Raw genomic sequence first — 14,371 nt, forward strand, 5'->3', positions numbered from 1 at the left:
ACTATGTGATGGTTTATAAAAACGATGCATTATTAAGGAATCCGATCCCTTTAACGAGTTACTCTACGGCCCACTCATGTATGCCCGTTGAATGATTCTCGGGAAGAACTATTTCCATCCGCACAGCGCTTGTGGTTACAGGTTTAAAACGAATATGGTTAAATGTATCTTTTTTCACATCGGACTGTTCTTCAACGGCAACAGGAATCCAAGTCTCATCCTGCTTGTAGAGTATACGCCATTCTTTTGGAATACGACAACCGCCCCATGGGGCATCATCGAACCAGTAAACTGTAGATGATGATATCGCTTGAGGCTTCTCGAAATCGTACTGCACCCATTCGGTGGTATTTACTCGTGGCCACCAATGTAGGTAGAGGTTACTCCGGTCGGCAGAACTAGTTGGAACAAGTTGATTATTTATTGCAAAAAGGGTTCTACTGTTAATGGAACACGATACCTTACTAGTAGTGGAAATGGTTGGAGTCGGTTTCGGTCTGGCTTTATCGACTTCAGAAGCCATCCATACGGTCATTTGCCCAGCCCCCCGATGTGCCCAAGCATAATAGGGGATTGCTTTAAACCCTCGAGGGTATAGTGTGTAAAGCCCATTCTCATCTCGCTTAACCCCTTTTACTTCACCCTGGATCGTAACCATACCGTCCAAAAAATCAGGTTCATAGTGGGAGCGGAAAGCCGCTTGATTATCAACCAAAATATCGAGGATGTAGTCGTCCTCAAAATCGGGCCATTCGGCAGCATATACCAAAGGGCCACGCATTAAGGCTACCTTTCCTTTATTCTCAAGAACAGCAGGATGTGAAATAACTCTGTTCACATCCAATGGCAAATCCACTTCAATTACATCTCCCTTGCGCCACTTCCTATTTACAGTAAGGTAGCCCTTTGTGCAAACAAGTTCGTCGTTGGAGTAGGATACCGTTTTCCCATTTACCTTTATGCCAACTTGACGATCAGAAAGGCTCGCATAGGAGTACAAATCGCTAGGAACGAGTTGGTTTTTTGCCCACCCCGGTATTCTTAGCTTAATATTGGCATATACCGGTTTTTCTGGGTTTATCAGAATTTGCATCGCTCCACTCCAGGGCATATTTCCTTGCTGGGTCATCCGTATGCTCTTTCCACCAACCGCAAAGTCTGTCTCGCTGGCTACGTAAAGGTTTACGTATAGGTCATCGCCCTTCTGGGCGTAAATGTAGTTGGGCATTGAGGGGATAAAGCGGGCCTCGTTTGATGGACAACAAGCACAGCCAAACCACTCGCTACGTTGATGCTGACCTTGCGACTCCAAGGGGTTGGGATAGAAGAATTTGTCTCCACTCATCGCAATGCCTGATAGCACTGTATTATATAAAGAGAGTTCAAGTACATCGATGTACTTGCTATCCCCTGTCATTAGAAACATACGATGATTCCAGAAGATATTCCCTATAGCTGCGCAGGTCTCAGAGTAGGCCGACATGTTAGGCAGTTCAAATGGCCCACCAAACCCTTCATGAGAACCAATGGCTCCAATGCCCCCAGTTAGGTAAAGCTTTCGATAAACCACATCATGCCATAGGGTTTCCATGGCCTTAATGTATGAGAGATCGTCTGTAAGTGCTGCAACATCGGCCATTCCACTCCACATATAGGTTGCCCTAACAGAATGGCCAACAGCTTCGCGCTGTTCAACTACAGGTAGGTGCGACTGGTCGTACTCCCTGTGAAGTCCAATCCCTTCTTGCCCCCTATTATCTAAAAAATACTTGGCAAGATTCAAGTAGTGTCTTTCTCCTGTAACATTGTACAGCTTAACTAATCCCAACTCAACCTCCTGATGGCCAGGCACACTTTGCAATTCGCCCGGCCCAAAATCTTTGTCAATGAGGTTGGCAGCCTTTATGGCAATATCAAGTAACGACCTTTTGCCCGTGGCCATATAGTGTGCAGCCGCCGCTTCGAAAAGATGTCCTAAGTTATATAGTTCATGGCTAAGTTCATGCGTTTTTTCCCATCGAGATTTACCAATCCAACTATGTCCGTTGGGCCCATTGATGGTGCGAACGGTAAATAGGTAACCATCTTCTTCTTGAGCCTCACCAACATATTGAATTAGTTCGTCCATCTTAGCCTCCAACTCGGGGTTTGGAAGCACTTGGATAGAATAGCTTGCTCCTTCAAGTATTTTGAAGATATCGGAATCGTCGAAAGGGTACTCGGTTTTAAAGTTGCCATCCATTAAGCCCGCTGCAATTTTAAAATTGTCTACGCGCCCTGTTTCTTCGCTTTTTTGAATGGCGATGGGAATAGTAACTCGTTGGTTGGTTATAACTCGACTATACCAGAAATTGTCTTGAAGTTTTACTTGGTTAAAGGGTACGGGTTGAACAGGGTAGTGTTCACCGGCAATCTGAGCTTGGCTAACTCCGTTAACGAGCAAGTTAATACCGATGTAAATAAGTACAATACGTTTCATATTTATGTTGTTTAGGGTTACTAATCAATAGAATCGCTCCATCGAATATTGCTTGAAATATTTCCCCAAAAATATAAAGTGTAATAATAACACTTTATATTTTTTAAAGGAATAATTGATCAAACAAAAAGAGGTCAGTTGCTTTATTTATATCGATTCTAAAGAAAGAGTAAGGAGGCAGGCTAGTGAAAATCTTGGGGAGACAGAAAATATTTGGCAGCTGGTTCTGCAGCCAAAAAATTATCGATAAGCTTGGGGGTGGAGTAGTGGCTAACTTCGGACGTTGGCACCATGGTGCACTCCTGGGATAGCTTTTTGGAAATGGAGTCAATCCGAATGATTACAAACCGAGTGTGAAGGGTTTGGTGGCTTAGCAGGTGTTTAACCATATCGGATATATATATTATGGTATACCCTTTTGTGCCAACCCATTCTTTCAGCGCCTTGTGCTTATGTAGCAGGTTGGGCGAGAGCGCCTTTTCGGTCTCAATAAGTGGAAATTCGTAAAGCGAATGCCAAATATCCTTCGACTTACGTTTGGAAATAAAGGTGTTGTATCCGAACTGTATAAGAAGGTATGTGAAGTACCTGTCGCGAGGGATCAACTTTTTCCCTTTAACCGGGAGCGAATCGATCATGTTGTTCCGGTAAGCATAGCAGTAATCCTGAAAAGGGCAATCGCCACACTTTGGGCTTTTGGGTACACATTGTAATGCACCAAAGTCGAGTAGTGCTTGGTTAAAGGTGTCGGGAGCTTCCTTGTCCATTAAGTCCATTACAATTTGGTGAAAGTCTTTTTTGCCTTGAGCCGAAGTGGGTAGGCTAAATACACCAAATATACGCGCAATGATACGGTATACGTTGCCATCTATAGCCGGAACAGCTTTTTTAAACGCAAACGATGCAATGGCACCTGCGGAGTAATCACCAATCCCTTTAATCTTGATTAGTTCGCTGTATTCTGGCGGAATTTTGCCATTGTGTTGATTTACAATTAGCTTGGCTGCATTGTGTAAGTTCCGCGCGCGAGTATAGTACCCCAATCCCTGCCACACTTTTAGCACTGTATCCTCGTGGGCATTGGCCAAATCATATATGGTCGGGAAGGTGTTTGTAAATCTCTGGTAGTAAGCCAATCCCTGAGCAACTCGGGTTTGCTGTAGAATAACTTCCGACACCCATATATAGTAGGGATTACTGGTGCTGCGCCATGGTAAATCGCGTCGATTTTGCTTGTACCAGCCAGTAAGGATGCTTTTAAAATCCATTAAATCAATTGTTAATGAGCTTAATTTCCACAAAAATAGTTGTAAAGTTTTTTATTTATCAATTTAAAAGACTTATATTTGCAGTCCGATTTGAGATTTCTAACCTTAATTTATTGATAATTAAAGATTTTTTAAAATGACAAAAGCAGATATCGTAAACGAGATTTCCAAGAATACTGGAATCGAAAAGGTAACTGTTCAAAAGACAGTTGAGGCCTTTATGGAGACAGTTAAGGATTCTCTGGTAAAGGAGAAGAATGTTTACCTAAGAGGTTTTGGTAGCTTTATCGTTAAGAAGCGTGCGCAGAAAACTGCCCGTAACATTTCAAAAAACACTACCATTATTATACCTGAGCATTTCATCCCCGCTTTCAAGCCCGCAAAAACTTTTGTGAACAAGGTGAAGTCTCACGTTAAGTAATTTTTTTTATCAACCTAAGATTATAATACCATGCCAAGCGGAAAGAAGAGAAAGAGGCATAAGATGGCAACACACAAGCGGAAGAAACGCTTGCGCAAAAACCGTCATAAGAAGAAGAAATAGTGCTTAGCAACTATTTTGGCGAGCCTATTTAACCTAACTATCCAACCTAAGGAGTCGTAGTGCTCTTTAGGTTGGTATTGTTTATAACACCTTACCGAAACTCACAAATATTTTTCACAGTGAATACAGAGCTGCTTATTGATGTACGATCATCTGAAGTTGCCATCGCTCTGCTTGAGGACAAACAACTTGTGGAACTCAACAAGGAGAAAAGCAACGTTCAGTTTTCGGTTGGCGACATCTATTTGGGTAAGGTCAAGAAAATAATGCCTGGGCTAAATGCGGCGTTTGTAGATGTAGGGTACGAGAAGGATGCCTTCCTTCACTACCTCGATCTAGGGCCGCACTTCAGGTCATTTAACAAGCTGGTTCAAACAGCAAACTCCAAGAAGGGGAAAGCTACCCCGATCTCCAAAACAAAGCTAGAGCCCGAGATTGATAAGGATGGTAAGATATCCAGCGTGCTAAACTCAGGGCAAACGGTGCTGGTTCAGATAGCCAAAGAGCCCATCTCAACCAAAGGGCCACGACTAAGCTCCGAAATTTCTATCGCCGGTAGAAATATCGTGCTGCTCCCATTTTCCGATAAGGTTTCCATATCGCAAAAGATTACCTCGCCCGAAGAGCGCAAACGCCTTAAGCGCCTACTGGAGAGTATTATGCCCAAAAATTTTGGGGTAATAGTTCGTACTGCAGCCGAAGGGAAGAAGGTTGCAATTCTCGATGCTGAGCTCCGCAGCCTAATTAAGAAGTGGGATACAGCATTCGATAAGATTAAAACAACGCCTGTTCCCGGGATATTGCTTAGCGAGCTTAAACGCACCTCGGCAATAATACGCGACATGCTTAACGTCTCGTTCAACAGCATATACGTTAACGACGACGGGATTTACAACGACATTAAAGAGTACATTGGTACCATTGCCCCCGAAAAGGAGAAGATCGTTAAGCTATATAACGGTAAAGTACCCATTTTCGAAAACTTTGGAATTGAGAAGCAGATAAAAGGGCTGTTCGGCAAAACCGTTTCTTTTAAAAGCGGAGCTTACCTTATAGTTGAGCACACCGAAGCGTTGCACGTTATCGACGTGAACAGCGGCAATCGCTCAAAGGCGGGCAACGACCAAGAAACGAATGCCCTTGAGGTAAACCTTGCAGCTGCAGATGAAATTACTAGGCAGCTTAGGCTCAGGGATATGGGGGGAATTATAGTGGTCGACTTCATCGATATGCATCAGAACGAAAACCGGCAAATGCTGTTCGATAGGATGAAGGAACTTATGGGCAGGGATAGAACTAAACACAACATTCTTCCCTTAAGTAAGTTTGGCCTGATGCAAATTACAAGGCAACGGGTTAGACCCGAAATGCATGTGGCGACATTGGAGAAATGCCCCACCTGTAAAGGTACCGGAGAGGTCTCTCCTACCGTTCTGCTCGACGAGCAGATAGAAAATAAGCTTGCTTTTCTGGTGAACGAGAAGGAGATCAAAAGTTTAATCCTTAAAACTCACCCTTACCTTGCGGCCTATCTTACCAAAGGGTTAATTAGTAAGCGTTTTAAATGGGCACGAAAGTACAAGTGCACGCTTAAGGTTGTGCCCATCTCGTCCTACACATTCTTGGAGTATCATTTTCTTGATCAACACGACAACGAAATAGATTTATAAGACCAACCCTAAGGCCGCTGCTAGCTACAGCGGCCTTTTTTTTGCCTCATCAGGTAAAGCAACTTCTATTTGCCATTTTAAAATGGTTTAATACTTTTGCTTGAACTTTTAATTACTATGTTTGTTACGATTCAATACGCTAACTAATTAAAGATAAAATCGATGAAGAAATCACTTTCGTTAATAGTTTTGCTGGCCATCACAATGGCTTCACAATTTGCCTTTGCGCAAATTGAAGATCCTGTTAGTTGGAAATTCTCATCTAAGCAATTAGAGGGTCAGAAATATGAAATTGTGTTTGAGGCCACAGTTGATATGGGGTGGCATCTTTACTCATCGGATCTTCCCGATGGTGGCCCAATTCCAACCACCTTTATTTTTGCCGAGAGTGATAAGTATGATGTTGTAGGAGAACTAAAAACCCTTAGCAAGGCTAAGCTCGAGTTCGATGAGATTTTTGGGATGGAGTTGGCATACTTCGATGCATACGCACAGTTTACCCAAAGTATACAACCTAAGGAAGGTGTGGCAGGAGCTAATATTACAGGAGAGATAGAGTACCAAGTTTGCTACGAGGATAAGTGTATTTTTCTTACCAAGGATTTTTCGCTGGTTGTAGGCGATGCTCCTAGACCTTCGCAGCAGCAGGCTGCGGTGGCTGAGACAGAAACCGCTGAAGCACCAGCTTCGGAAGGTACCGATTCATCGCTCCTTATTTTCTTTTTCATATCGTTTGCAGCAGGTTTGGCAGGGCTTTTAACGCCATGCGTCTTCCCAATGATCCCTATGACCGTTTCTTTTTTTATGAACAAGCAGAAGAATAGGTTCAACGCAATACTTAATGCCTTTGTCTTTGGTATCAGCATTATTGTGATTTACTCATCAATTGGCCTGTTGGTTTCGCTTACCAGCGTAGGGGCAGGATTTGCTAACCAATTGGTGTCGCACTGGCTACCAAACCTAATATTCTTTATCCTTTTCATGGTGTTTGCAGCTTCGTTTTTTGGGCTATTTGAGATTATGCTACCCAGCAGCCTATCGACCAAAACTGATAGCCAAGCTGAGAAAGGCGGATTCATCGGTTCATTTTTTATGGCCTTAACCCTTGTTATTGTTAGCCTTTCATGCGTTGGTCCTATTGTAGGGGCCATACTGGTTGAGTCGGCTGCTGGACTAGGTTTGAAACCCATTGTGGGAATGTTTGGGTTCTCGCTGGCATTTGCCATACCCTTTACGCTGTTCGCTATATTTCCATCATGGCTAAACAAGCTGCCCAAATCGGGCGGTTGGCTCAACTCGGTTAAGATTGTCCTTGGCTTCATCGTGCTGGCGTTTGGTATGAAGTTCCTTTCGACCATCGATTTAACTTACCACCTGGGGATTCTCGGGCGTGAGGTTTATCTAGCCATCTGGATTGTTATCTTCTCTATGCTGGGGCTTTACTTACTTGGCAAAATCAAGTTTAAGCTCGATTCAAAAGTTGAGCATATAGGTTTCTTCCGTATGCTGCTTGCTATCGCATCGTTCTCATTTGTAGTGTACCTATTGCCCGGTATGTTTGGTGCACCACTATCGGGGTTGTCGGGGCTTATCCCTCCCAAAACAACACACAGTTTCGACCTTGAGCGAATGATTGGACAGCAAAGGGTGACAGCTGTAGAGGATAAATCAACCATTTGCGAAGAGCCCAAGTATGCTGATATTCTGCATCTGCCCCACGGCCTCCAGGGTTACTTCGATTACGATCAGGCCTTAGCCTGTGCAAGGGAACAGAACAAACCCCTGTTTGTCGATTTTGTTGGCCATGCCTGCTCAAACTGTAAGGTGATGGAGCAAAGGGTGTGGAGCGACCCCAGGGTACTACAGCGCTTGCAAAACGATTTTGTGGTGGTGGCGCTTTATGTAGATGAGCGTACCAAGCTACCTGAGGACGAGTGGGTAACATCAACGGTTGACGGAAAGGTTAAGAATACGGTTGGTCGAAAAAATGCCGATTTTCAGATATCGCGTTTCAACGTGAATAGCCAGCCATACTACGTGCTCCTTGGAAATGATGAGGAGCTACTTACCGCTCCCTATGGTTTTAACACCAATGTTGATGAGTTTATAAAGTTTTTGGACAAGGGTATCGAGCAGTTCAAATCTACCGGGACAATTGGAAATATTCAACCAATCCAAATTGGTGGATAAACGGTTCGCATAGCACAACTCGGAAGAGCGTCGGTTACACTGAACTGACGCTCTTTCGGTTTATATCAGCCCCAGATTAAACTCTAATTCAGAAAAGTGTTCTAATAGGTTACAAACTAATTCACAAATCTTACCCGTATGAAAAAGATTCTCCTTGTTGCCACTGCTATCCTTTTGTTATGTTTGGGTAGTGTACAGGCTCAACGCGACCCAGTTATCGACCGAATAATTGAGATTGGCCAAACCGATAATCGTACTATGCAGCACCTCGATGTGCTTTCCAATAGAATTGGAGGCAGGTTAATAGGTTCTGATGGTTACGCTACAGCGGAGAAATGGGCTGCGCAAAAGTTTCGTGAGTGGGGTATGGAGGTGATAATTGAGGAGGTGGGTACACTGCCCGTTGGCTTCAACCGTGGTCCTTGGTTTGGCCGTATGCTTAGCGATAATGGGATGACACTTCACTTTGCAACTCCGTCGTATACCGTTGGTACTAAAGGAGTGCAGATTGGGCACGTTATGTTAGAGCCAAAATCGCGTGCGGAGTTTGAGCGTATGAAGGGCAAGCTATGCGGGGCTTGGGTGCTAATAGCAGGCAAAAGCGATGGCTGGCCAATTGACGTTTCCGAGGAGGGCAACAAAAGGCGTGCTGAGATAATTGCCGAGAATGAGCAGATTGACAAACAGAATAATGAGATTAGACGCGAGAATAGAGCCAATAGGAACACCAACATACCGCCCAAAGAACTTTTGCCCCTAAAGGAGGAGCCTGCCCTTTTCTACAAGGAGATGGTGGAGGCAGGAATTCTAGGGATTATCCAATCGGCATCAAATCCTATAGTTGCACTGTACGATAGGAAGAACCATATGAACTTCACCTTCGATAATTTACCGCAAGTACCCGATATTAAGCTCGATGAGCACCAGTTTGCTGTAATTGAGCAGATGGCCAAGGAGCGCCAGCGCTTTTTCCTCGAGTTCGATATTCGTAACCATTTCCGTATGGGGCCCATTCCATACCATAACGTTATTGGAGTAATTCCTGGCACCGAGTTTCCCGATGAGTACGTTATAATGGGTGGACACCTTGATGCTTTCGATGTGGCAACGGGCGGTGTCGATAATGGTTCAGGCGTTACACCGGCTATGGAAGCCGCAAGGCTAATTATGGAGGCTGGCGGAAAACCCAAGCGAACTATCTTGGTATGCCTATGGACCGGAGAAGAGTTTGGCCTGTTGGGATCAAGGCACTGGGTTGAGAACCATTACGACAAGTTGGATAAGGTATCAAATATGTTTAACCGCGATGGTGGGCCTACGGTGGCCAGCAGCTTAAGCGTTACCGCCGCCATGATGGAGGATATTCAAAAAGTGTGTGAACCGCTGAATGATATCAATCCCGATTTCCCTTTTACAGTAACCGAAAGGCCTCCTATGGAACGTCCAAAGGTGGCTTGGGGAACCGATAGCGGCCCGTTTGCAGTAGCAGGAGTGCCTACCCTAAGCTTTGGCACAACCGATCCCAAGGGCTACGACTTTAACTACAGGGAGATTTGGCATACCGAGCGCGACTTGTACAATATGAGTATTCCCGAGTATCAGGAGCACACATCCATTGTAACCGCCATAGTGGTTTACGGAATTGCTAATCTCGACCACCTGCTATCGCGCGAGGGGTACTGGAAAGAGGAGCAACCCGAGCCCGAGAATACTAGCCGAAGGAGACGGAGGTAGTTAAATAGAATGAATATTACAAAGGCGGATGGGGCATTACTCATCCGCTTTTTTTATGTTAGCCGTTTGTACAGCACTGCTGATCGTAAGCCCATGGCTGCAACCAATGGGAACATTGGGAACGGGAGCGCTTGTGGTAGAACGAACCATAGTACAAGTAGCAATAGCATAAGCACAGTATTAACCCCAAAGTAGTATCGTATTATGCCTTTAAACCTCGATATGGTTAAAAGTATTGCAGCCACTAGGTGTATGGGGTGTGCCCAAATAAGGTTGTAGTTATTGGCCATTACTGTATGGTCCGAGCCAAACCATTGGAACGCAATCACAATCCCCAGTAGTCCCACCAGACCAAACAGAACTCTGTCGAACCAAAAAAAGTTTTGCCCTTTCTTTAGGTTGATGAATGTTACAAGTGCAGCCAGAAGTAAAACTAATGTAAATACCATTAACGGGGCGTTTCTAAATCTACTTTTGGGTATATCGCTTCCCTTTAGTAGTACCATTGGCTCCTGCATTAGCGGTATATTGCCATTCTCCGTCTCAATGGTTGCGTAGGCAAAAGCGGTTAGCATATGCTCTGGCAAAAACATGTGTTCCCAAGCGCGAGCAGGCCTATCGGCCGATACCCCGAGTAGAAGGTTGATGCCCAGCTTTGCCCAAGGTTTTTCCATCACGTTTGGCATTAGCAAATCTCTAAAACTCTTGGTTCCGTCGAGCTTGCTGTAGTCGAACGTAATGTTACGAGGAATTGCTTCAACAAAAATATCGCGTATGCGCGTAGCGCAGTTGTCGAACAGAAAGTCGTATAGGTAGTACCTGTTCTCGGGTAGGTAGTTAATTTTTAGCGAGTCGAGGAGCAGCTGCTTTTCATGCTGATTTAAATTCAGCACCTGCTCGTAAATAAAGCGATCTTCGAAAATGTAGGTATGCTCAAAGTTTCGGTAGGTGGAGACTGAAAGTATATAGTTTAGCTTACCCTTCACAAAGTTGGGGTAGAACTTAGGATCGGAGAAATCGAAGGTTCCATAGTTAAAAACCCAGTCTACGCCTACCTTTGGGTCATATACTCTTATGGCGCTATGCCCAAATATGGAGTACAACTCCTCGCCCTGCGAGCATGTTAGTAGGCTTACAATTGCATCTTCGGTTAAGGCCACATCGGGTAGCTGGGCGTTGCCCCTGAGGTTGGCTTGGAGTAGGAGTCCGAAAATCAAAATAAACAGATATACCCTTTGCATATGCAGTACTTTATAGTTTAATGGATGTTAAAAGAGGCATAAAGTTAAAGGTAATTCTAAATTTTCGACTTACCCTTAGCTAAAGATTTGTTATTTTCGCAGTAAAAGACGCTTGATATGATTACACAGGGAGTATGCATAGGCGGAGATTTTCGCAATTTACCCAATACCATTGAGGTTAAAAGCCCTTTTGATGGTAAACTCGCGGGCATTTGTTCCTTAGCGGGAACCAGCGAGCTGGAGGAGGCTATTGATATGGCACAAGCCTGCCAAAGGGAGATGGCGAACATGCCATCGTACCAACGGCAAGAAATTTTGCATGGAATAGCCAACGGGATGGAGCGCGAACGCGATGATATGGCCAAAATTCTGGCTTTGGAGGCAGGCAAGCCCTTAAAGTATGCCCTTGGTGAGGTCGATAGGGCTATTCAAACATACAGGATTGCTGCCGAGGAGTGTAAACGCCCCCCTGCCGAATACATTAAACTCGACTGGACTCCTGCCGGGAAAGGGAAGGAGGGGCTTGTTAAGTATTTCCCTGTGGGGCTTGTGGCTGGTATTTCGCCTTTTAACTTTCCGCTTAACCTAACATCGCATAAGATTGCTCCTGCCATTGCTACTGGTTGTCCTATAATTCTTAAGCCAGCAAGGAGCACTCCTTTATCGGCATTGGCTCTTGCCCGAATTGCTTACCAAACCTCGTTACCCAAGGGTGCTCTAAGCATCTTGCCAATGGATAGGGAATCGGGCAATCAGCTGGTTACCGATCCTCGTTTTAATCTGCTAACCTTTACGGGCTCGCCCCAGGTTGGGTGGAAAATGAAGGAGATGGCTGGCAAAAAGAAGGTTGTACTTGAGCTGGGTGGTAATGCAGGTGTAATTGTAACCGAAACGGCAAATATTGATACGGCCATTGGCAAGTGCCTTTCGGGTGCATTCGCTTACTCTGGGCAGGTTTGCATTCATACCCAACGAATTTATGTTCATCAATCGGTATTCAATACATTTATTGAAGGCCTAGCCAAAAGGACAGCGGAACTGGTAATTGGCGATCCTTTGGATTCTAAAACCGATATCTCGGCAATGATAGACGAGGCCAATACACTGCGCGTGAAGGAGTGGGTTGATGAGGCCATAAACGATGGGGCCAAGCTGGTTATAGGTGGTAGGGTAAAGGGAGGGGTTTTCCTGCCAACAATACTTACCAATACTGAGCCGGCTATGAAAGTGTGTGCACAGGAGGTTTTTGGGCCGGTTGTAATTGTTGAACCCTACAGTAACTTCTCCGAGGCCATTGATGCTATCAATAACTCACCATTTGGATTACAAGCTGGGGTGTTTACCAATAGAATTGATGAGGAAAATACTGCATTTAACGAGTTGCAGGTGGGAGGAGTAGTAATAAATGATGTGCCAACCTTTAGAGTAGACCATATGCCCTACGGAGGGGTTAAAGATTCGGGGCTAGGTCGCGAGGGGGTGAAGTATGCCATGCATGATATGATGGAGCCTAGAATACTCGTGAGAGGGGTATAAAATTATTTCAAAACGCACACTAATATTCAACCTATAAGCTGTTACAAGTTATATTACTTAGGAATCCAATTAACGGTCTAATTCTTGCTAATCAAAGCTATTATTCTGTAATGTTTATTTATCTTTACGCGATTTTTTCATACTCATACTTGGCTGCAAATCGATGATTTTTACGCTTTTAATCAAAGGAATAATTGTTGGGCTACTGGCCTCAATCCCTTTGGGCCCTATTGGGATTATATGCATTCAGCGAACCATTAACAAGGGGAAACTCAGCGGCTTTTTAAGCGGCATGGGAGCTGCCAGTGCCGATACAATTTTTGCAGCCATAGCAGGGTTTAGCCTCTCCTTTATTATTAGTTTTATTCAGGAACAACAAGTAATTTTTCAGGCAATAGGCGGATTAATTGTCTTTGGACTTGGCATCAAAATTTTTTACACAAATCCAGTCCGGCAGCTACGGAGGCATAAGCGTAAGCAGAATAATCTTTTGGAAGATTACCTATCGGTTCTTTTGGTTACCATTACCAACCCGTTAGCTGTTTTTCTATTCATTGCCCTTTTCGCATCGCTTGGTGTTGTTGTTGAGGGCGAAAATATATTATTATCGCTTGTTGCAACCAGTGGCGTTTTTATTGGCGCAATGCTTTGGTGGTATATCCTTACCACGTTGGTTAATATTTTCCGTGATAAGTTTAGGCTCAAACAACTTTGGTGGATCAATAAGCTCTCCGGTGCCGTGATATTTACATTGGGTGCTGTGGCAATATTTGGGCTTCTTCGCCTATTTTGGGAGTAGATTTGGCTTTCCATTTTTTTTTGCCATCAAAGAATCCGATGGTTTTTAGGCAAACGAGAATTTAAACTATTCGGCACTACCACAATATTTGTGTGTGGGTGGATTTACAATGCCTACATCTTAGATAATAATTGACGAGGGGATGCGAAGCATAACGAGAGAAGACCGAAGACCGAAGATTGAGGATTGAGGATTTAAGATTTAAGATTGAGGATTTAAGATTGAAGACCAATAAGAAAGTTCAAAAAGTGCCTAGAGTTTTAAATGCCTAAAGAGTGTGGTTGCGTCTTTAATACATTAGAAAGTATAGTTTTATGTGTTTAAATATAAAGCGTTTGCGCCTTAGTGTCTTTGCGTTTAAAGACAGAAGACAGAAGACCGAAGATTGAAGATTGAGGATTTAAGATTTAAGATTTAAGATTTAAGACCAATAAGAAAGTTCAAAAAGTGCCTAGAGTTTTAAATGCCTAAAGAGTGTGGTTGCGTCTTTAATACATTAGAAAGTATAGTTTTATGTGTTTAAATATAAAGCGTTTGCGCCTTAGTGTCTTTGCGTTTAAAGACAGAAGACAGAAGACCGAAGATTGAGGATTGAGGATTTAAGATTGAAGATTTAAGATTTAAGACCAATGAGAAAGTTCACAAAGTGCCTAGAGTTTTAAATGCCTAAAGAGTGTGGTTGCGTCTTTAATACATTAGAAAGTATAGTTTTATGTGTTTAAACATAAAGCGTTTGCGCCTTAGTGTCTTTGCGTTTAAAGTTTAAAGACAGAAGACCGAAGACCGAAGATTGAAGATTGAAGATTGAAGATTATATTAGCCCCAATTAAAACCGAGCAGAAAAATTGCTAAATTTCTGACGGTATGAAAAAGAACAGTTACTGGACATCAAAGCGAAAAGCTGAAGTAG

At 43.7% G+C, this 14,371-nt stretch carries 9 protein-coding genes; 6 read left to right on the forward strand and 3 right to left on the reverse strand.

All coding sequences use genetic code 11. From position 1 onward, the window contains the following. Window positions 1-58 precede the first annotated feature (58 nt). Both G8O23_RS12515 and mutY read right to left on the reverse strand, forming a co-directional pair. The gene (locus G8O23_RS12515; protein ID WP_166365334.1) at window positions 59-2,479 is read right to left on the reverse strand and encodes a glycoside hydrolase family 127 protein; all 2,421 of its coding nucleotides are present in this window, start codon (window positions 2,477-2,479) and stop codon (window positions 59-61) included. Between the two features lie 182 nt (window positions 2,480-2,661). Further along, complete coding sequence (gene mutY, locus G8O23_RS12520; RefSeq protein ID WP_166365336.1) at window positions 2,662-3,747, reverse strand: A/G-specific adenine glycosylase; 1,086 nt, start codon at window positions 3,745-3,747, stop codon at window positions 2,662-2,664. A gap of 136 nt (window positions 3,748-3,883) precedes the next feature. On the opposite strand from mutY, the gene G8O23_RS12525 reads away from it, so the two are divergent. From G8O23_RS12525 to G8O23_RS12540, 4 genes are all read left to right on the forward strand, one after another. Further along, window positions 3,884-4,168, forward strand: coding sequence for an HU family DNA-binding protein (locus G8O23_RS12525; protein WP_166365338.1), 285 nt, complete (start codon window positions 3,884-3,886; stop codon window positions 4,166-4,168). 242 nt (window positions 4,169-4,410) lie between these two features. Beyond that, complete coding sequence (locus G8O23_RS12530) at window positions 4,411-5,961, forward strand: Rne/Rng family ribonuclease (RefSeq protein ID WP_166365340.1); 1,551 nt, start codon at window positions 4,411-4,413, stop codon at window positions 5,959-5,961. A gap of 162 nt (window positions 5,962-6,123) precedes the next feature. Then, window positions 6,124-8,151, forward strand: coding sequence for a protein-disulfide reductase DsbD family protein (locus tag G8O23_RS12535; protein ID WP_166365342.1), 2,028 nt, complete (start codon window positions 6,124-6,126; stop codon window positions 8,149-8,151). Between the two features lie 138 nt (window positions 8,152-8,289). Continuing rightward, window positions 8,290-9,885, forward strand: coding sequence for a M28 family metallopeptidase (locus G8O23_RS12540; protein ID WP_166365344.1), 1,596 nt, complete (start codon window positions 8,290-8,292; stop codon window positions 9,883-9,885). A gap of 53 nt (window positions 9,886-9,938) precedes the next feature. Here G8O23_RS12540 and G8O23_RS12545 read toward each other — a convergent pair whose 3' ends face one another. Further along, window positions 9,939-11,102: a lipoprotein N-acyltransferase Lnb domain-containing protein gene (locus G8O23_RS12545; RefSeq protein WP_166365346.1), complete on the reverse strand. Its 1,164-nt coding sequence runs from the start codon at window positions 11,100-11,102 to the stop codon at window positions 9,939-9,941. A 141-nt stretch (window positions 11,103-11,243) separates the two neighbouring features. Between G8O23_RS12545 and G8O23_RS12550 the strand changes: the two genes are divergently transcribed. Then, window positions 11,244-12,662, forward strand: coding sequence for an aldehyde dehydrogenase family protein (locus G8O23_RS12550; RefSeq protein WP_166365348.1), 1,419 nt, complete (start codon window positions 11,244-11,246; stop codon window positions 12,660-12,662). Window positions 12,663-12,825: 163 nt separating this feature from the next. Continuing rightward, window positions 12,826-13,461, forward strand: coding sequence for a LysE family translocator (locus G8O23_RS12555; RefSeq protein WP_166365350.1), 636 nt, complete (start codon window positions 12,826-12,828; stop codon window positions 13,459-13,461). Window positions 13,462-14,371: the final 910 nt, after the last annotated feature.

This window comes from Perlabentimonas gracilis (assembly GCF_011174675.1).
Lineage (GTDB): Bacteria > Bacteroidota > Bacteroidia > Bacteroidales > Tenuifilaceae > Perlabentimonas > Perlabentimonas gracilis.

Excerpts from the sequence above, each read along its gene's own strand:
- G8O23_RS12515 (WP_166365334.1), bottom strand. The coding sequence starts at position 2,479 with ATGAAACGTATTGTACTTATTTACATCGGTATTAACTTGCTCGTTAAC.
- mutY (WP_166365336.1), bottom strand. The coding sequence starts at position 3,747 with ATGGATTTTAAAAGCATCCTTACTGGCTGGTACAAGCAAAATCGACGC.
- G8O23_RS12525 (WP_166365338.1), top strand. The coding sequence starts at position 3,884 with ATGACAAAAGCAGATATCGTAAACGAGATTTCCAAGAATACTGGAATC.
- G8O23_RS12535 (WP_166365342.1), top strand. The coding sequence starts at position 6,124 with ATGAAGAAATCACTTTCGTTAATAGTTTTGCTGGCCATCACAATGGCT.
- G8O23_RS12540 (WP_166365344.1), top strand. The coding sequence starts at position 8,290 with ATGAAAAAGATTCTCCTTGTTGCCACTGCTATCCTTTTGTTATGTTTG.
- G8O23_RS12550 (WP_166365348.1), top strand. The coding sequence starts at position 11,244 with ATGATTACACAGGGAGTATGCATAGGCGGAGATTTTCGCAATTTACCC.
- G8O23_RS12555 (WP_166365350.1), top strand. The coding sequence starts at position 12,826 with ATGATTTTTACGCTTTTAATCAAAGGAATAATTGTTGGGCTACTGGCC.